The sequence below is a fragment of the Polycyclovorans algicola TG408 genome (assembly GCF_000711245.1).
In the GTDB taxonomy this organism is placed as follows: domain Bacteria; phylum Pseudomonadota; class Gammaproteobacteria; order Nevskiales; family Nevskiaceae; genus Polycyclovorans; species Polycyclovorans algicola.
The window spans coordinates 1,278,789-1,295,569 of record NZ_JOMH01000001.1 but is presented as its reverse complement, the minus strand read 5'-3'; the positions used below and the strand labels follow the sequence as shown (position 1 = coordinate 1,295,569).

Genomic DNA, 16,781 nt, shown 5'->3' with positions numbered 1-16,781 from the left:
GAGTCCGTAGCAGCGGTCATTCGAAGGTCTCGAGAGTGAGGTTGTGATTGGTGTAAATGCAGATGTCGGCGGCTATGTGCATCGCCTTTTCGACGATCTGCCGCGAGTCCATGTCGGGCAGGTCAACCAACGCCCGCGCCGCCGCCATGGCATAGGAACCGCCGGAGCCGATGGCCATGACGCCGTGTGGCTCGGGCTCAATCACGTCGCCATTACCGGTGATCATCAGGCTCACGTCGCGGTCGGCGACCAGCAGCAGGGCCTCAAGCCGCCGCAAGGCGCGGTCGGTGCGCCAGTCCTTGGCGAGTTCGACCGCCGCGCGCACCAGTTGGCCACCGTGCTTTTCCAGCTTGCCTTCGAAGCGCTCGAACAGGGTGAAGGCGTCGGCGGTGCCGCCGGCAAATCCGGCGATCACCTGATCCTTGTAAAGGCGCCGCACCTTACGCGCATTGCCTTTGACGCAGGTGTTGCCCATCGAGACCTGACCGTCGCCGCCGATCGTGACACGGCCATCCTTGCGGACGCTGAGGATGGTGGTGCCGTCAAACTGTTCCATTGCATGCCTTGCTCGGGGTGATCGACCAACGGTTGGGACGGGTCGGGTGGCTTTCAAGCCAGACGACAGGCCCCGCTTCGCAAGGCGCCACGGTTTCTCGGGGCAGGCCCTGCGGCGGGCCGAGCGGTGAGCTAGGCGCAGGGCGCCTTGGGCGCGCGCGTGCGCAACGCCAGCGCGTGGATCTCTTTGCCCATGCGTTCGCCGAGGGTGGCGTACACCATGCGGTGCTGCTCGACCATGCTTTTGCCGGCAAAGGCGGGGCACAGCACCTCGGCTTCAAAGTGCTGACCGTCGTCGCCCTTGACCATGGCGACGCTGCCGGGCAGGCCGGCCTCAATGAGTTGTTCGATCTGCTTGCGGTCCATCATGGTCATTTCCTGAGGCTGTAGCCGTCTGCGAGCATTTTGAGTGCAATGGCCGACATGATCACGGCGAAAGTGCCGCTCGACGCCAGACTCATCCAGATTGGTGCGTCGGCCTGGCCGAACATGCCGTAGCGAAAGCCATCAATCATGTAGAAAAACGGGTTGAAGTGCGACACGGTTTTCCACACGTCGGGCAGTGCATTCACCGAGTAAAACACACCCGATAAAAACGACAGCGGCGTGATGAAGAAATTGGTGAAGGCAGCGATGTGGTCAAATTTTTGGCTGATGAGGCCGACAATCACCCCACCGGCCGCCAGCGCGGTGGCCCCGAGCACGAAGATAAGGAACAACGCCAGCGGTCGGGCAAACGGCAAATCCACAAACGGCGCCGTGACGGCCAGCATCGCCACTGCCACCAGCAGGCAGCGCACCAGCGCCGCGCCGACGTAGGCCAGAAACCACTCCACCGCGCCAATTGGCGCCAAGCGCACAAACACCAGGTTGCCCATCACCTTGGACTGGATAAGGCTGGAACTGGTGTTGGCAAAGGCGTTCTGGATCACCGTCATCATGATCAGGCCGGGCACCAGAAACGCCGAGTAGCTGACGCCTTCGTACACCGGCGTGCGGCCGCTCATCGCCTGGGCAAATACCAGCAAAAACATCAATGCGGTGATGACCGGCGCGCCCACGGTCTGGCCCAACACGGCGGTGAAGCGCTTGCACTCCTTGAAGAACAGGGTGCGAAAACCGTAAGGATTGCCGAAGACGCTCATTTCTTCGTCAGCTCCACAAAAATATCTTCAAGGTCGGGCTCGCGGGTATGGATGTCGTCGACCATGCAGCCTTCCTTGCGCAGCTGCTCCAGCACGGTGGTGACCGGTTGGGTACGACGGTCGAGCTTCAACTCGATGGCGCCATCGGGCTCGGCATGAATGAACGGGCGCAGGCTGTCGGGCAGCGGCGCCCCGCTAAGCGAGAGGGTCAAGAACCGGAACGGGTGCCGCTTGAGCAGATCGCGCGTGGTCTCCAGGGCCCTGACCTCGCCCTGGTCAAGAATCGCGATGCGGCTGCACATTTCCTGCGCTTCCTCGAGGTAATGCGTGGTCAGCACCACCGTCGTGCCCTGCGCGTGCAGTTTGCGCATGAAGCCCCAGAGGGTGCGACGCAGCTCCACGTCGACCCCGGCGGTGGGCTCATCGAGGATCACCACCTTGGGTTTGTGGACCAGCGCCTGGGCAATCAGCACGCGGCGCTTCATGCCGCCGGACAGTGCGCGCATCGACGTGTTGCGCTTGGACGACAGGTCCAGTTCGTCCAGCATTTCGTCGATCCACGGCCAACTTTCTTTACCGCAGCCGAAATAGCCGGCCTGCAAGCGCAGCATGTCGACGACGTTGAAGAACGGGTCAAACACCAGTTCCTGTGGCACCACGCCCAGCGCGCTGCGGGCCGGGCGCCAGTCGCTGACCACGTCGTGCCCCATGACGCTGATGTGGCCACTGCTGGGCTGGATCAGCCCGGCGATGATGCTGATCAGCGTTGACTTGCCGGCGCCGTTGGGCCCGAGCAGGCCAAAAAACTCGCCCTGCTCGATGTCGAAGGACACGCCCTTGAGCGCAGGCAGGCTGCCGAAGGATTTACGGACATCGGCGATACGGATGGCAGGCTGCATAACCCCGAATTATAACGCTGCGACGTCCTGCACCCGCCCCCCCCCGGCTCACAACACCCTGGCACGCAGGCGACCCGTGATGATTTCAAGCGCCACCACGGTGAGAAAAATCACCAGCAGCATGGTGCCGACGTGCGGGAAGTCGAACATCTCGAAACGCCCCTTCAGCTCCTGTCCGATGCCGCCGGCGCCGACGATGCCAATCACTGTGGCGGTACGGATGTTGCGCTCCAGAATGTACTGGCCGTAGCCCAGATACGAGGGCAACACCTGCGGCAGGACCGCAAATCGCAACACCTTGAGCCGTCCGGCCCCGGTGGCGCGTAGTGCGTCCTGCGGCCCGCGCGGGGCGTTCTCGATGTCTTCGGCGAAAAACTTGCCGAGGAACCCTGCGGTGTGCAGCCCCAAGGCCAGCACGCCGGCAATGGGTCCGAAGCCGAAGGCCAACACCAGGAATAGCGCGCTGATCAGATCCGGAATCGAACGCAGAAAACTCGCCACCCCGCGCGCCAATCCGTACACCAGCGGGTGCGGGCTGTAGCCGCTTGCGCCGATCACCGCCAAAGGCAACCCCAGCAACACCGCCAAAACGGTGCCCCATGCTGCGATCTCCAAGGTTTCGACCATCAGCGCGAGCACGTGCCACAGGTACCCCAAGGGCTGCACCAGCACTTCGGTCTCGCGCGTGACCTCGGTCATCGCCAAGGTCTGTGGGTCGAGCCTCCGCTCGATGACGCTGCGCGTTTCGAGACGCGCGCCCCATGGCAAGTCCTCACGGTCAAAATCCTGCAGCCGTGAGAGCTCAGTGGTTTCCGAGACTTGCAGCGGCAGCAGATTGCCGCCGATACGGGCGAAGCCGTCGGCCACCTGCGAGGGCTCACCCGACCCCAACCCGGCGGCGATGGCTTGGGCGCTCATGACCAACATGTGGTCCATCTCGGTGCGCTGCGCCGACCACCCGGCGATCAGCAGCGCAACGAACAGCAGCACCACGGTGGAGGGGCGCAGCCACGGCCGCAGGGCCCAATCGGTCACCGGCTTCGTATGGGGGTTCATGCCGCCAACTCGGCGGGCGCGATGCCGGCGTAGAGCGCCGCCAAGGTGTCAGCGCCCAAAGCATCGGGCTTGCGGTCCCACAATAAGCGACCGTCACGCAGGCCGATGATCCGGTCGGCGAAGCGCTGCGCGAGTTCCACCTGATGCAGGCTGCACAGCACGCTGGCGCCATGACGATGTGCGGCGTCGCGCAGCAAGGCGAGAATGTCGTCGCTGATGCGGGGATCAAGACTCGCCACCGGCTCGTCGGCGAGCACCAACTGCGGTGCAGCCATGAACGCACGGGCAATGCCAACCCGTTGCTGCTGGCCGCCCGACAGCTCGGCGGCGCGGCGATACAGCTGGCGCTCGTCCAGTCCCACTTCGGCGAGCAGTGCGCAGGCCCGGCGCTGCTGGACAAGCCCGAAATACCCCGGCAGCGCACGCCAAAGCGGCATCGTCGCCAGCGACCCCGCCAGGACGTTGCCGAGCACGCTCAGGCGCGGCACCAAGTCAACGCTTTGGTGAATGGTTGCGATGGACCGGCCGCGCGTGCGCAAGTCACCGGGCCGCAGCCGCGTGCCGTCCAGCCAGATGGCGCCCGCCGAGGGCCTTGCCAACCCGTTGATCAGCCGCAGCAGCGACGACTTGCCGCTGCCAGACGGTCCCAGCACCACGCAGAACTGGCCGCGCGGCACGGTCAGGTTCAGCGCGTCCAGGGCTTGCGTGCCGTCAGGATGGCGCAGACCCAGCCCTTCGATGCGCAGCAGGGGCTCACTCATGGCGCGCGACCGGCCTTGCGCAGCAGCGCGGTACGCACGTCGTCGCTGATGCCGCCCAGGGTGCGCGCCGGGCGGTCGAAGGCCGACTCGGGAAATTGCGCGTCGTAGCGGTCGACGCGCTTGCCACCGTAGCCACGCACCATTTGCGGTGTGATGCCGGTCGCTTCATGCACCCGACCGAAGGCATCGCGCAGTCGCGATTTGAGCGCGTCAGGCAGGCCGGTGTGCAGCGCCAGCGGCGGGTTGGGAATGGCATCGCTGCGCGCCAGCACACGAAACGCATCGGGGGCGATGACGCCGTTGTTCACCGCGCGCACGTAGGACTCAAAGCTCAGGCAGGCCGCATCCACCAGCCCTTCGGCCAGCGCGGACAGGCTGGCGGCGTGGCTGCCGGTGAGGCGGATCGCGCCCAGGTCTCGTGCCGGGTCGAGGCCGGCGTCGAGCATCATCGCCACCTGATAGGTGAAGCTGGACCCGGAGTTGATGTCGCCAAAGGACACGGCCTTGCCGCGCAGATCCTCAATCGAGGTCAGCGGACTGTCGCGGGCGACGAAAATGCCGGCGTAGTAAACCGACTCGCCGTCGAGCACCGACACCGCCAGCAGTTCGGCGGCGCCGGCTTCGCGGGCCTGCACGTAAGCCACCGGGCCAAACCAAGCGAGGTCGATCTGCCCCCCCTTCATTGCCTCAATGACCGCGGCATAGCTCTGCCCCACGCGCAGATCAAAGTACAGGCCGGTGTCGCGCGACACGGCGGTGAACAGCGGGCGAAAGTCGGCGAGCGTGCCGCTGGCGGTGCCGCCGTCTGCCGGGATCAGCATCACCCGTAGCGGGTCATCTTCAGCGCCGCGTGATTGGGCGGGTGCCGGGGTCAGCGCAAGCGTCAACAGCACAGCCAGCACACTGCACAGGTCGGTGTAGAAGCGGCGCATCGAGGCATCCTTGAACAAGCGAGCGGCCAGCCTAGGGCGCCGCCGTGACAGGCTGGTGAAGGAAAACGCGCCAGTGGGCAGCAACCCATAGATTTTCTCGATGTGTTGCTTGTCACGACGCATCGAGCAACCAAGCGCGCAGGGCGGTGAAGTCGTCGAGCCGGGTGTGCGGCACACGAATGCCGTCACCGCCGTAGCCGTGGGCCATGAGCACGGCAGCGGCGCCGGCACGTTGCGCGCATTCGGCGTCCAGCGCGCTGTCACCGACCATCACCGTGGCCTCGGGCGAGCAGTGGGCGCAGGTCATCAGCCAGCGCAGTGGCATCGGATCGGGCTTGCGGGCGACGAAGCTGTCACCGCCCAACACCTCGCGGAAGTAGCGCCGCAGTCCAAACATGTCGAGCAGGACGCGCACACTGGCTTCGTCCTGATTACTGCACACCGCGAGCCACAATCCTGCGGCCTGCAGAGCGTCCAGCAGTGCGACCGTCCCCGGGAAAGGCCGCACCCGGCGCGGCGCGGCGCGCCAATAACGATGGCGCAGAGCGTCGGTCATGTCGTGAAGTTGCTCGGCGGGTGGCAGCGGGCCGGTGTCATCCAGCGCGTCGTGCAGCATCGCGCCCAGACCCAGATGCATGGCGTGCTGCAAACGACTTGCATCGACCCGCGCGCGTCCCATTTCTTGCAACTGCAGGTTGAGGACTTCGATCAGCGCTGGGCGCGTGTCGAGCAGCGTGCCGTCGAGGTCAAACACCACGCAGCGGTGGCGCAAATGGGGCGCAGGGGTCACGAGCATTCCTGTTGTCGGTGTTTTCGGGAACGGGGCCGTCATGAAGACGACAAACAGCTCTGGTCTAGTCGCCGCACTCGTCGAGGCGGACCAAAGTTGTCATGCGCTTTCTTACCGGCCTTCGGGCGTTTCACTACACCGCCCGTTGCGGCGGCAGCACGGCGGCAGCGCAGGCCATGGGGGTGAGTCAACCCACGGTGTCGTCGCACGTCAGCGCGCTGGAAAAGCAGTTTGGCGTGCAGTTGTTCGTGCAGGTGGGCCGCCGGCTGGTGCTGACCGAGTTCGCCGAGACGCTGCTGGTCATGACCAACCGGCTTTTCGAGTTGGAGGACGAGGCCCGGGAACTGCTGAGCGACGCGCACGGGGTGCAGCGCGGTCATCTGCGCATTGGCGCGGTGGGACCGTACAACGTGATGCGCATGCTGGCTGCGTTCCAGAACCGCTATCCCGGCATCTTCGTAACCCTGAGCGTCGGCGACTCCTCGCAGGTGGTCGAGCGCATCCTCGATTACCACGTCGACATCGGCGTGCTGGTACACGACGTGCAGGATGAGCGTGTCGAAAGCATTCCGTTTCGCCGCCAGGCGCTGCGCGTATTTGCGCATCGCGATCACCCGCTGGTGGGCCGCGCGCTGCGCTTTGCCGATCTGGAAGGCCAGGCCATGGTGGTGCGCGAATCCGGCTCGACGACGCAGAAAATCTTCAATGCCCGCTTGCGCGAAGCGGGCATCCGCATCAAGCCGGTGATGGAAATCGGCAGTCGTGAATCGGTGCGCGAAGCGGTGGCCTGCGGCATCGGGTTGGGCGTGGTCAGTGACATCGCCTACATCCCCGACGCACGGCTGCGACCGCTCGATATCGCTGATTTCAATGCTTACAGCCATGCCCATGTGATCTGTCTGCGCGAGCGCATGAAGTCGCGCCTGGTGATGTCGTTTCTGGATTTGCTGGCACCGCTGCGCGCCGAACTGGCGACGCGCAGCGGCGCAGCAGGGGCCGCTGACGATTAACGTTTGGCCTGAACCTTGAGGGGCTGGGTCCAAGCCATTTCGGTGTCGCCTTCGCGGAACGGATGGGGATGCGGCTGGCTGGAGCGCACCCGCGCTCGCACGTACAGCTCATTGCCCTTGGCGACGTATTCAGCCTCGGTGCCGCGCACCGTCTTGAGCACCACGCCGATGTCGTCGCTGTAGCGCAGCAACGCGCGGCCGACCATGTCGCCGGGCAAATCGCGAACCTCACGGCCCTCAAGGTCAGCGCCGTCCCGGGTGCCGATGAACTCGATCACGTACTCGACACCGTCTTCTGGCTCGACGCTCAAAGACAGCCGGTTGGCGCCCTGCTGCAACGTCGCCAGGGTGACGCCAGTGCTGGCATAAAAGTCCCCGCGCTTCATCGCCGCAACCAGTGAATCGGGCGTCAGACGCTTGGCGCGCACCATCACCCAACCGCGACCGGGGTTGGAGTCGCCCCCCACCGACCAGCGGGTGAAGGAATGCGCATCGTCGTTGGCGATGCCGTACATCAGCGCTCCATCACCTTCAGCGATCCGTTTGGCGAGCAGCACATCCCACATTTTTTCCAGCCCCATGCGGTGCGCGTCACCGTAGTTCTCGACGCCGTGGTGACCGTTGTAAAGCTCGAAGTAACCCTCGCCCGTCCGGTAACGCAGCGGCAGGATGTCTTCGACCGTGATGGCGTAGCGGAAGTTGGGGTGGTTGATGTGCGCCAGCACCTCGCGGCCGTGGCGCACGCCTTGGTCGAGCACCGCGTTGAGGTTGTTCTGCATGACCTCGGTGGGCGTGTTGCCGCCGCGGGGTTCGATCAGATCCTGGTTGTTGACCGCATTCATGTGGAAGGGGTGTGACTCGAAGCGGTCGGTGATTTCTTCGCCTTTGACAAAGGCAAACTCGCCCGGCGCCTCGAACAGGTGACGAAACTCATCCAGCGTCTTCAGCCGCACCTCAGTGACACCGGCCTCGGTGGTGCGGGTCTGGACCCAGTCGTCACCAAAGCGTTCACGGTAGATCGCCAGCGCATCGCGTCGGGTGTCGTCTTCAATTGGGTACCACTGCGTGTAATGCAGCGCCAGGGTGCCGCGCGCGATTGCGTGTTCCTGCATCCGGTTGTGATCGCTGAGCACCAGAAACTGGTAGCCATTTTCGCGATACCACGCGGCGACGTTTTCGGGCGGGCTGTCGCCGTCGCTCCACCACGTGTGGGTGTGGGTGTTGCCCTTCCACCAGCGCGCCTCGCCGGCGTGGTAATTGCCGCGAATTTCCTTGAAGTACAAACCGGGTGCCGTCCCGGTGGCTGGCGGTGTGTGGCTGCCGTGCGCCCAAAGCAGCGTGGGGCAGAGCAAGGCGAGCGCGATGAGCGTTTGAGTCCGTTTCATGAGGTTCTCCTGTGGCGTCCGGGTGCCGATCAGAACGTGGTGCTGTAGGTCACGAAAAAGCTGCGCTTCTTGGCCTGGAAGACATAGGGGTAGAAGTACTCGGGGTCCTGGTTGGTGAACTCGCCGCGAATGAAGGCCGAGCCGTAGAACTGGTTGCCAAAGGCGCCGCGCTGGCCGTATTCCTCGTCGAGCAAGTTGGCGACGCGCAGCTGCAGGCGGTGCTGGCGGTCGTTGCCCAGCCAGTACTGCACGCTGCCGTCGACCGCGAACCAGTCGCCGTAGTTGAGATCGGGCAGGCCACTAACCGCCGGGGCCTGGATGAATTCATCACCCTGCAGACGCGGTAGCAAGGTGACGTGCCAGCGATCCGAGTCGCTTCGGTAGCGCAGGGTGCCGGTGGCCACCGAGACCGGCGTGGCGTTGATCTGACGGTTGCTGCCTTCAAGCTCTGCATCGGTGCGGGTATAGCTGGCCGACGCCGACCAGTTGTCGTTGAACTGATACTGGGCGTCGACCACCCAACCGCGAATTTCGGTGACCGCGTCATTGTTGAACCGGGTGTTGGGGGTCAACCCCTGGGTCGTCTCGATCCGGTCTTTGACATCGGTCATGAAGCCGCCGATATCCAGTGCCAGCACCCGACCGTTGAGCTCGCGCTCGAAGCCGCCACCGAAGTTCAGGGTTTCGGTTTTTTCCGGTTTCAGATCCGGGTTGCCGATCACCGTCTCGCTGTCGAAGAACAGCTCGTTGGTGCGCGGCAGGCTGAACGAGGTGCCACCGTTGGCGCGCAGGTAAAAGCCGTTGCCCATGGTGTGCCGCAGGCCAAATTTGCCCAGCGTTTCGTTGCCGAATGACGCTTCGTTTTCAAACCGCACGGCGACCGACACCGACGTGCCCGGGCTGAAACTGGGGTTGAGCTGCAGGTCGGCAATCAGCGCGTTACTCGAAACCACATCGTCGTCGATGGTGACGCGGGCATCGGACACGTCGCGGTAATTGGTTGACTGCACGCCAGCCACCAGCGCGATGGATTCGCTGAAGCGGATGCGGTTGAGCACCGTGACCACCAGTTCTTCAAAGCCACCGCGAATCGACTCATCACCAATACCGCGGCTGACCTGCGGTTCGAGGTTGCCGGTGGCATCGCCAAATGCCACGACATTGTCCGGGTTGCTGGGCTGTGGACACCCTGCCGGGTCACGGCACACCTGCGGCACGAACTTGGTGTTGAACAGCGTCGGCCGCCGGTACGAAATGTTCACGTCCGTGCTGACGGGACCATTCCAGTCGCGGTCGTACTGCAGGTTAAACGCGGGCATTCGCACCCGTGTCGGGCCGTAAATCGTGGTGTTGGGAAAAGTGTCTTGAAAAAACGACTCCACATAAATCAGGTCGGCATTGAGGCTGCTGCGGTCGTCGATCAGCCACAGATATTTCATGCCGGTGCTGTCACGCGAGGTGGTGAAGTCGGTGATGCCACCGGTCGCAAGGTGGTTGTCGGTCTGTGATTCTCTCGAGAACAGTTGAGGGCCTTCCGAACCCTGCCGGCTGCCGTAGAACATCAGCGCATGGGTGCCCGAGTCGTTCACTGGAAAGGTGTAATTGCCCCAGATGTCGCGGGTGTCGAAGCTGCCGTAGCTGATGCCAAACTCGCCCTTGGTCGTGCCGTCGGGCTTTTTGGTGACCACGTTGACCAGACCGATGCCGGCATTCGAGCCGAAATACAGGCTCTGCCCGCCGCGAAAGACCTCGACCGTTTCGATCATGTGCGGGTCGATAAGCGTGGCGCCCCAGATGTCCTCGACGCCCGGGCCCCGGTCGTACAGCGGCATGCCGTCGAGGGTGACCAGCGTATCGCGATCACCCCCGCCGTCGAGCCGGATGGTGTATTCGCCCTCATCGGGTGAGTAGCCAATGTTGGCGCCCTTGATCAGGCCTTGGGAGATTTCGGCGAAGTTGGTGTAACCGCCGCCGGCAATTTCTTCGGCGGTGACCGTCTGCACCTGGTTGCCGAACTGCACCTGCTCCAGCGCGATTTCGCTGCTGCGCTTCTGCCCGAGTACTTCAATGGTGTCCTGGCGTTCTGCTTCGGTGCGGGTCGGCGCCGTTGGCGCCGCTGTGGCGGTGGGTGCAGGCGCCTGGACAAACATCTGGTCGATGTCGGCGATGGCCGCATCAGCCGCCGCGCGGTCCTCACTGGACGCGACCGAATATCCCAGTGGGAGCATCAGGCAGCACCCTATGGCACGGCCCAGAATTGCCGGACGCACACGCGTCCACGTCATAGTCGTTTTCACCATCAATCCCCTGTGTTGAATGAGCCATCTCGGATGACCCGGCGCAGGGCGACTGAATGGCCGCACTGCCGCGCCGGAGAACGGTGGCCATGCTGATCGGGGGTGATTTCGGAACCGCTTCAGTTCAGTGAAGCTTCGAATACCATCGGCATCGGGCATCGATCCATTGAAAAAGGCAATGTAATGACGCCCGAGTGGATCGGTCGCCGACGACTCGGCGCGTGGTCACAAGCGCTGGCGCTCTCTATAGTCGTTGGCCCCTGTTCGAGCCTTGGCTGATGTCACACACCGCCCTCATCTGGTTTCGCCGCGACTTTCGCCTGCACGACAACCCTGCGTTGGTGGCCGCCATGCGGTCGGCTGAGCGGGTGATTGCGGTGTATGTGCACGCCCCGGACGAGGAAGCGCCGTGGCAACCGGGCGGGGCCAGCGACTGGTGGCGGCATCACAGCCTTGCCGCACTTGAGAAGGCCATCGCCGAGCGCGGCGGACGGCTGATCATCCGGCGCGGCGAGAGTCTGGCGACGCTGCGTGGGCTGATCAATGAAACCGGCGCTCAAGCGGTGTATTGGAATCGGCTTTACGAACCGGCCCTACGCGAACGTGACGCCGCCATCAAGTCGGCGCTGAAGGCCGAGGGCATTGCCGCGCAAAGCCACAATAGCGCGCTGTTGTTCGAGCCCTGGGCGCTGCAGACCCAGTCCGACAATCCGTACAAGGTGTTCTCACCGTTCTGGCGCAACGGCGAACCGCGTCTGCAAGACGCACGCGACCCATCGGCCATTCCCAAGGGCGACTGGGGCGGCGCATCGATCACGTCGCTGACGCTTGATGACCTGGACCTGTTGCCGACGCTGCCGTGGGCGGCGGCGTTCCCCGAGCGCTGGACGCCGGGCGAGGCCGGTGCGCTGGACCGGCTTGTCGAGTTTGCCGAAGGGCCGGTGAACCAATACAAGGCCCGCCGCGACCTGCCCGCCGAAGCGGGTACGTCAAGCCTGTCACCGCACCTGCACTTTGGTGAAATCAGCCCGCAGCAGGCGCTCGCGGCGATACGTCGGCAGGGGCCGGTGAGTGCCCAGGCCATTCACTTCATCCGCGAACTTGGCTGGCGCGAGTTTGCCCATCACCTGCTTTATCACTTCCCGCAGACGCCGGATCAGGCGCTCTACCAGGACAAGTTCGGCCGCTTTCCGTGGCGCAAACCCGACGACTACGCCGACGACCTGCGCGCCTGGCAGCGCGGCCACACCGGTATTCCCATCGTCGATGCCGGCATGCGCGAGCTGTGGACCACCGGCTGGATGCACAACCGCGTGCGGATGATTGTCGCCAGCCTGCTCACCAAGCACTTACTGATTCCCTGGCAAGAGGGCGCGCGCTGGTTCTGGGACACGCTGGTCGATGCCAGTCTGGCCAGCAACACCCTGGGCTGGCAGTGGGCTGCCGGCTGCGGCGCCGATGCGGCACCTTACTTTCGCGTCTTCAACCCGCAGTTGCAGAGTGAGAAATTCGATGCCGATGGCGTCTACCTGAAACGCTGGGTGCCAGAAGTCAGCTCGCTGCCGCCCAAGGCCCTCCACGCGCCGTGGACCGCGGCAGTGCCGCCGGCCGACTACCGCCCCATTATCGATTTGAAGGTGGGTCGCGAACGCGCCTTGACCGCCTACGCCGCGATCAAGGGATGAAGGCGCCCCACCCCACGCAGGTACGGCAGGCCATCGCCCTGCTCGGCACGGTGATGGCCCGCGAGACTCCGGCCGACGCCATTCTTGCCGCGCACTTTCGCGCCCACAAACAGATGGGTGGCCGCGACCGTGCCCATCTCAGCGCCCTGATCTACGGCGTCTTGCGCGACTGGCGGCGGCTGACCGCGCGGCTCGGCCAAAACCCCAACGCGCTGATTGGCGCGGTGTTGCACGACCATTTCGAGTGCGACGCTGCCACGTTGGAACATTTGGGCATTGACGATTCGGCCGCGCTGCTCACCAAGTTGGTCGAGACCGCCGCCGAGCCCTGGTCCATCCGCGCCAACCTACCCGAGGTCATGGCGACTGATTTCGCCCGCACCTTGCCCGAGGCGGAATGGCGGGCGGCGGCGGCGGCGCTCAACCAGCCGGGCACCGTGGACTTTCGTGTGAACCGCTTGCTGGCAACGCGCGATGCCGTACTGGCCGACCTTGCGGCGCGCAGCATTGACGCCGCGCCCACGCCGTGGTCACCCGACGGGGTTCGCCTGTCCCGGCGCCTGCCCAATGGCGACCCACTGCTGCGCAGCGGCGCCATTACGCCGCAGGACGAGGGCAGCCAGTGGCTGGTTCACTGTCTGCCGCTGCAGGCGCATGAATCGGTGCTCGATTACTGCGCCGGCGCGGGCGGCAAAGCGCTGGCCATGGCCGCGCTGCTAGACGAGGGCGGTTCAGTCGCCGCAACCGACTTTGATGCGGCGCGACTGAAAAGACTGATGCCCCGCGCCGAGCACGCGGGCGCGATGATTCAGGTGCTGCCCTTCCCGCCCGAGCGCGAAAGGCGGTTTGACGGCGTGCTGGTCGATGCGCCGTGTTCGGGCACTGGCAGCCTGCGACGCGCGCCGGAACGACGACTCGACACACCCGATCTCGCCGCGTTGGTCGAACTGCAAGGCCAAGTGCTGGCCGGTGCCGCGCGCTTCGTGGCGCCCGGCGGCTGGTTGGTCTACGCCACCTGCAGCGTGCTGATGGCCGAGAACGAAGCGGTGGTGGCGGCCTTTGCCGATGTCCACCCCGACTTCAGTCCCTGCCCACTGAAATTGCCCGAGGGCGGCGACGCAGTGCAACTCAGGCTGTGGCCACACCGGCACCAGACCGACGGCTTCTTCGCGGCGGGTTGGCGACGCCAAAACTGAAACCGAAGTCTGGCGCCGTCGCCGCCTACAATGCGCATCCGTCTTCAACATTGACTGTTCATGCTCCTGTCCTGGGCCGCCGTGATCGTGGGTTTGGCTTTGCTGGTCTGGTCTGCCGACCGCTTCATCTACGGCAGCGCCGGACTGGCGCGCACCATGGGCATCTCGCCGCTGATCGTCGGCATGGTGATTGTCGGTTTCGGCACCTCGGCGCCCGAGCTGGTGGTGTCGATCATTGCCGCCTTCCAGGGCAGCCCCGGCATCTCGATGGGCAACGCCATCGGCTCGAACCTGGCCAACACGGCGCTGATTCTCGGTGCGGTGGCGCTGCTCAAGCCGTTTACCGTTCAACGCGGCGTGCTCAAGGTCGAGATTCCCATGGTGCTGGGCGTCAGCATCGCGGTGTATCTGATGTGTCTCGATGGCTGGCTGACCTATCGTGACGGCGCGATGCTGCTCGTCGGGCTCATCGGCTTTCTGTCATGGATGGTCTACAGCGCCAAGCGCGGCGAAGCGCCGATGGTGATCGAAGGCGATGCCATTCCCGACAAACTGCCCACCGGCAAAGCGACGCTGTGGATCGTGATCGGCCTGCTGCTGCTGGTCGTCAGTTCGCAGTCGCTGGTCTGGGGCGCGACGCAGATCGCCGCTCAATTTGGCGTGTCCGACCTGGTGATCGGGCTCACCGTGGTCGCCATCGGCACCAGCCTGCCGGAACTTGCGGCCAGCGTCGCCGGCATCATGAAAGGCGAAAACGACATCGCACTGGGCAATATCCTCGGCTCAAACCTGTTCAATCTGCTGGCGATCATGCAGGCGCCGGCGTGGATCGCGCCCGGTCTCGTGCCCGACGGCATGGTCGGCCGCGACCTGCCGGTGATGATCGGTGTCACGCTACTGTTGTTCCTCTTTGCCTGGGGATTCGGCAACCGGCAGCCGCGCGTTAATCGCGTGGAAGGGGGTGTGCTCATAACGTCCTACATTGTGTATACCGCCTACCTGATCATGACGAGCACTTCCACATGAGCGATGCCTCGTTGGTGGCCTTGGGCCGTCGCGCACTCGAAATCGAGCGCGACGCGCTGAATGCCTTGATTGACCGCATCGATCCTGCCTTCGCCCGAGCCTGCGACATCCTGCTGGCCTGCAAGGGTCGCGTGGTCGTGACCGGCATGGGCAAAAGCGGCCACATCGGCTGCAAGATTGCCGCCACCCTGGCCTCGACCGGCACCCCGGCGTTCTTCGTGCATCCCGGTGAAGCCAGCCACGGCGACCTGGGCATGATCACCCGCGATGACGTGGTGCTGGCGATGAGCAACTCCGGCGAAACGGCTGAAATCGTCACCCTGCTGCCGCTGTTCAAGCGCATGCAGGTGCCGCTGGTGGCGATGACCGGCAAACCCGGCTCGACCCTGGCCAATACGGCAGACGTGCACCTCGACGTGTCGGTGGCGATGGAAGCCTGCCCCCTCAATTTGGCACCCACCGCCTCGACCACCGCGACCCTGGCGATGGGTGACGCGCTGGCCGTGGCGCTACTGGACGCGCGCGGGTTCAAGCCTGAAGACTTTGCAATGTCGCATCCGGGCGGCGCGTTGGGGCGCCGATTGCTGCTCAAAGTGGCCGACGTGATGCACCACGGCGACCGCCTGCCGGTCGTGACCGCCGACGTGCCGCTGCGCGATGCGCTGATGGTCATGACACAAAAAGGTCTGGGCATGGTCGTGGTCCAAAACAGGGACGAAACGGTGACCGGTTTGTTCACCGACGGTGACCTGCGCAGAGTCCTTGATCTGGACCGTGACCTGCGAACCCTGACCATCCGCGAGGTCATGACGCCGGGCGGCAAATCCATTGACGCCAATGCGTTGGCGGCTGAAGCGGTCGCGAAAATGGAGCAGCACAAGGTCATGGCGCTGCTGGTGCTCGACGCGCGGCAACATCTGGCCGGCATCGTGCACATGCACGAATTACTGCGTGCAGGGGTGGTATGACCTCAGTCAAGACCAGCCCGGACCTGATGACCCGTGCGGCGAAAATCAAATGCCTGTTTCTGGACATCGATGGCGTGCTGACCGACGGCAACCTGTACATCGGCCCCAACTTTGAAGAGACCAAAAGCAACTATGTGCGCGACGGTTACGGCATCCGCCTGTGGCTGAAGGCGGGTTACCAGATCGCCGTGATCTCAGGCCGACCGTCCGAGTCGATGCGGACGCGCCTGCAATTCCTCGGGGTGCAGAACATCGTGCTGGACCGCGAAGACAAGCTGCCCGCATACCGCGATATTCGCGACCGGCTGGGTCTCAGTGACGTCGAGTGCGCGCACGTGGGCGATGACCTGCCGGACGTCGCATTGTTCGAGCACGTCGGTCTGGCCTGCGCGCCGGCGGATGCCCACGATGCCGCACGCAAGGCAGCGCATTTCGTCAGCACCCATGATGGCGGACGCGGGGCCGTGCGCGACGTCATCGACCTGCTGTTGGCGGCAAAGGCCACACCATGATTCGTGCCCTGCAATTGATCGCAGCACTCGCCGTGGGACTGCTGATCCTGCGCAACCTGCCCGGCGATCAAGAGACAGGCGACGCTGAAAGACGCGTCGGAAGTTCGCCGCAGTACGTCGCTGAGGGCGCGACGTGGCAGCGCTTCGACACCGATGGCGACGTCGCCATGTCGGCCTCGGCTGACCAACTGCAGGGTTTTTCGGGTGGCGAGAAGCGGCTCAAAGCACTGCGCATTGATCAACTGGGCGGCGATGATGTGTGGTCATTGCAGTCGCCATCCGGCCACCAGGCCAGTGAGGACGCGCGCTTGCGGCTCGACGCGCCGGTCACCGGCACGCTGCAGCGCAATGGCGCCGCGCCCGCCACGCTTGAAGCGGTGACCGTCTGGGTCGACAGAGATCAAGAGCAGCTGTCCAGTGACGAGGCCGTGACCTGGATCGACCGTGGCTCGGAAGCGCGCGCCCAGGGTTTCGAGGGCGATTGGGCCGGCCGCTCGGTTCGGTTACGAGGAGATGTCAATGTGCGTTTCACTGAACCTCAGGGCTAGGGCGAAAGACAGGGGG

General features: G+C 64.5%; 16 protein-coding genes and 1 pseudogene. 7 read left to right on the top strand and 10 right to left on the bottom strand.

What is annotated here, in order from left to right; translation table 11 throughout:
- Nucleotides 1-16 precede the first annotated feature (16 nt).
- The 8 genes and pseudogenes from hslV to U741_RS0106205 form a co-directional block, all read right to left on the bottom strand.
- Nucleotides 17-556, bottom strand: a complete 540-nt coding sequence (hslV, locus tag U741_RS0106240) for an ATP-dependent protease subunit HslV (RefSeq protein ID WP_029889624.1) — start codon at nucleotides 554-556, stop codon at nucleotides 17-19.
- 131 nt (nucleotides 557-687) lie between these two features.
- Entirely contained in the window at nucleotides 688-921 is a 234-nt protein-coding gene (locus U741_RS0106235) for a BolA family protein (protein ID WP_029889623.1), read from the bottom strand.
- A gap of 5 nt (nucleotides 922-926) precedes the next feature.
- On the bottom strand, nucleotides 927-1,700 hold the full coding sequence (locus tag U741_RS0106230; protein ID WP_029889622.1) for an ABC transporter permease: 774 nt from the start codon (nucleotides 1,698-1,700) through the stop codon (nucleotides 927-929).
- Nucleotides 1,697-2,599, bottom strand: coding sequence for an ABC transporter ATP-binding protein (locus tag U741_RS0106225; RefSeq protein ID WP_029889621.1), 903 nt, complete (start codon nucleotides 2,597-2,599; stop codon nucleotides 1,697-1,699). Before U741_RS0106225 ends, U741_RS0106230 begins: the two co-directional genes overlap by 4 nt.
- Nucleotides 2,600-2,647: 48 nt before the next feature.
- Nucleotides 2,648-3,655: a phosphonate ABC transporter, permease protein PhnE gene (gene phnE, locus U741_RS0106220; protein WP_052378550.1), complete on the bottom strand. Its 1,008-nt coding sequence runs from the start codon at nucleotides 3,653-3,655 to the stop codon at nucleotides 2,648-2,650.
- A gap of 293 nt (nucleotides 3,656-3,948) precedes the next feature.
- Nucleotides 3,949-4,416, bottom strand: a pseudogene (locus tag U741_RS20075) (ATP-binding cassette domain-containing protein); the annotation flags it as partial.
- Nucleotides 4,413-5,471, bottom strand: coding sequence for a phosphate/phosphite/phosphonate ABC transporter substrate-binding protein (locus tag U741_RS0106210; protein WP_235200101.1), 1,059 nt, complete (start codon nucleotides 5,469-5,471; stop codon nucleotides 4,413-4,415). The pseudogene U741_RS20075 and the gene U741_RS0106210, both read right to left, overlap by 4 nt.
- The gene (locus tag U741_RS0106205) at nucleotides 5,461-6,138 is read right to left on the bottom strand and encodes an HAD family hydrolase (protein ID WP_161776146.1); all 678 of its coding nucleotides are present in this window, start codon (nucleotides 6,136-6,138) and stop codon (nucleotides 5,461-5,463) included. Before U741_RS0106205 ends, U741_RS0106210 begins: the two co-directional genes overlap by 11 nt.
- 101 nt (nucleotides 6,139-6,239) lie before the next feature.
- On the opposite strand from U741_RS0106205, the gene U741_RS0106200 reads away from it, so the two are divergent.
- Entirely contained in the window at nucleotides 6,240-7,148 is a 909-nt protein-coding gene (locus U741_RS0106200) for a LysR substrate-binding domain-containing protein (protein WP_052378549.1), read from the top strand.
- Here the strand turns inward: U741_RS0106200 and U741_RS0106195 are convergent.
- Nucleotides 7,145-8,533, bottom strand: a complete 1,389-nt coding sequence (locus tag U741_RS0106195; protein ID WP_052378548.1) for a CehA/McbA family metallohydrolase domain-containing protein — start codon at nucleotides 8,531-8,533, stop codon at nucleotides 7,145-7,147. The two genes, U741_RS0106200 and U741_RS0106195, sit on opposite strands and share 4 nt — an antisense overlap.
- 29 nt (nucleotides 8,534-8,562) lie before the next feature.
- Complete coding sequence (locus U741_RS0106190; RefSeq protein ID WP_052378547.1) at nucleotides 8,563-10,761, bottom strand: TonB-dependent receptor plug domain-containing protein; 2,199 nt, start codon at nucleotides 10,759-10,761, stop codon at nucleotides 8,563-8,565.
- 347 nt (nucleotides 10,762-11,108) lie between these two features.
- Here U741_RS0106190 and U741_RS0106185 point away from each other — a divergent pair, with 347 nt between their 5' ends.
- The 6 genes from U741_RS0106185 to lptC are packed head-to-tail and all read left to right on the top strand — an operon-like array spanning nucleotide 11,109 to nucleotide 16,765.
- On the top strand, nucleotides 11,109-12,515 hold the full coding sequence (locus tag U741_RS0106185) for a cryptochrome/photolyase family protein (RefSeq protein ID WP_029889613.1): 1,407 nt from the start codon (nucleotides 11,109-11,111) through the stop codon (nucleotides 12,513-12,515).
- Nucleotides 12,512-13,711, top strand: a complete 1,200-nt coding sequence (locus U741_RS0106180) for an RsmB/NOP family class I SAM-dependent RNA methyltransferase (RefSeq protein ID WP_029889612.1) — start codon at nucleotides 12,512-12,514, stop codon at nucleotides 13,709-13,711. Before U741_RS0106185 ends, U741_RS0106180 begins: the two co-directional genes overlap by 4 nt.
- Before the next feature lie 60 nt (nucleotides 13,712-13,771).
- The gene (locus U741_RS0106175) at nucleotides 13,772-14,737 is read left to right on the top strand and encodes a calcium/sodium antiporter (RefSeq protein WP_029889611.1); all 966 of its coding nucleotides are present in this window, start codon (nucleotides 13,772-13,774) and stop codon (nucleotides 14,735-14,737) included.
- Nucleotides 14,734-15,705 (top strand): KpsF/GutQ family sugar-phosphate isomerase, encoded by a 972-nt coding sequence (locus U741_RS0106170; RefSeq protein WP_029889610.1) that lies wholly within the window; start codon nucleotides 14,734-14,736, stop codon nucleotides 15,703-15,705. Before U741_RS0106175 ends, U741_RS0106170 begins: the two co-directional genes overlap by 4 nt.
- Nucleotides 15,702-16,217: a KdsC family phosphatase gene (locus tag U741_RS0106165; RefSeq protein WP_029889609.1), complete on the top strand. Its 516-nt coding sequence runs from the start codon at nucleotides 15,702-15,704 to the stop codon at nucleotides 16,215-16,217. The genes U741_RS0106170 and U741_RS0106165 overlap by 4 nt, the downstream gene beginning before the upstream one ends.
- Entirely contained in the window at nucleotides 16,214-16,765 is a 552-nt protein-coding gene (lptC, locus tag U741_RS0106160) for an LPS export ABC transporter periplasmic protein LptC (protein WP_029889608.1), read from the top strand. The genes U741_RS0106165 and lptC overlap by 4 nt, the downstream gene beginning before the upstream one ends.
- The last annotated feature ends 16 nt before the right edge of the window (nucleotides 16,766-16,781 follow it).

What these genes read in the sequence shown, in the direction of transcription:
- hslV (WP_029889624.1), bottom strand. Translation starts at nt 556, where the DNA reads ATGGAACAGTTTGACGGCACCACCATCCTCAGCGTCCGCAAGGATGGC.
- U741_RS0106235 (WP_029889623.1), bottom strand. Translation starts at nt 921, where the DNA reads ATGGACCGCAAGCAGATCGAACAACTCATTGAGGCCGGCCTGCCCGGC.
- U741_RS0106230 (WP_029889622.1), bottom strand. Translation starts at nt 1,700, where the DNA reads ATGAGCGTCTTCGGCAATCCTTACGGTTTTCGCACCCTGTTCTTCAAG.
- U741_RS0106225 (WP_029889621.1), bottom strand. Translation starts at nt 2,599, where the DNA reads ATGCAGCCTGCCATCCGTATCGCCGATGTCCGTAAATCCTTCGGCAGC.
- phnE (WP_052378550.1), bottom strand. Translation starts at nt 3,655, where the DNA reads ATGAACCCCCATACGAAGCCGGTGACCGATTGGGCCCTGCGGCCGTGG.
- U741_RS0106210 (WP_235200101.1), bottom strand. Translation starts at nt 5,471, where the DNA reads ATGCGTCGTGACAAGCAACACATCGAGAAAATCTATGGGTTGCTGCCC.
- U741_RS0106200 (WP_052378549.1), top strand. Translation starts at nt 6,240, where the DNA reads ATGCGCTTTCTTACCGGCCTTCGGGCGTTTCACTACACCGCCCGTTGC.
- U741_RS0106195 (WP_052378548.1), bottom strand. Translation starts at nt 8,533, where the DNA reads ATGAAACGGACTCAAACGCTCATCGCGCTCGCCTTGCTCTGCCCCACG.
- U741_RS0106190 (WP_052378547.1), bottom strand. Translation starts at nt 10,761, where the DNA reads ATGCTCCCACTGGGATATTCGGTCGCGTCCAGTGAGGACCGCGCGGCG.
- U741_RS0106185 (WP_029889613.1), top strand. Translation starts at nt 11,109, where the DNA reads ATGTCACACACCGCCCTCATCTGGTTTCGCCGCGACTTTCGCCTGCAC.
- U741_RS0106180 (WP_029889612.1), top strand. Translation starts at nt 12,512, where the DNA reads ATGAAGGCGCCCCACCCCACGCAGGTACGGCAGGCCATCGCCCTGCTC.
- U741_RS0106175 (WP_029889611.1), top strand. Translation starts at nt 13,772, where the DNA reads ATGCTCCTGTCCTGGGCCGCCGTGATCGTGGGTTTGGCTTTGCTGGTC.
- U741_RS0106170 (WP_029889610.1), top strand. Translation starts at nt 14,734, where the DNA reads ATGAGCGATGCCTCGTTGGTGGCCTTGGGCCGTCGCGCACTCGAAATC.
- U741_RS0106165 (WP_029889609.1), top strand. Translation starts at nt 15,702, where the DNA reads ATGACCTCAGTCAAGACCAGCCCGGACCTGATGACCCGTGCGGCGAAA.
- lptC (WP_029889608.1), top strand. Translation starts at nt 16,214, where the DNA reads ATGATTCGTGCCCTGCAATTGATCGCAGCACTCGCCGTGGGACTGCTG.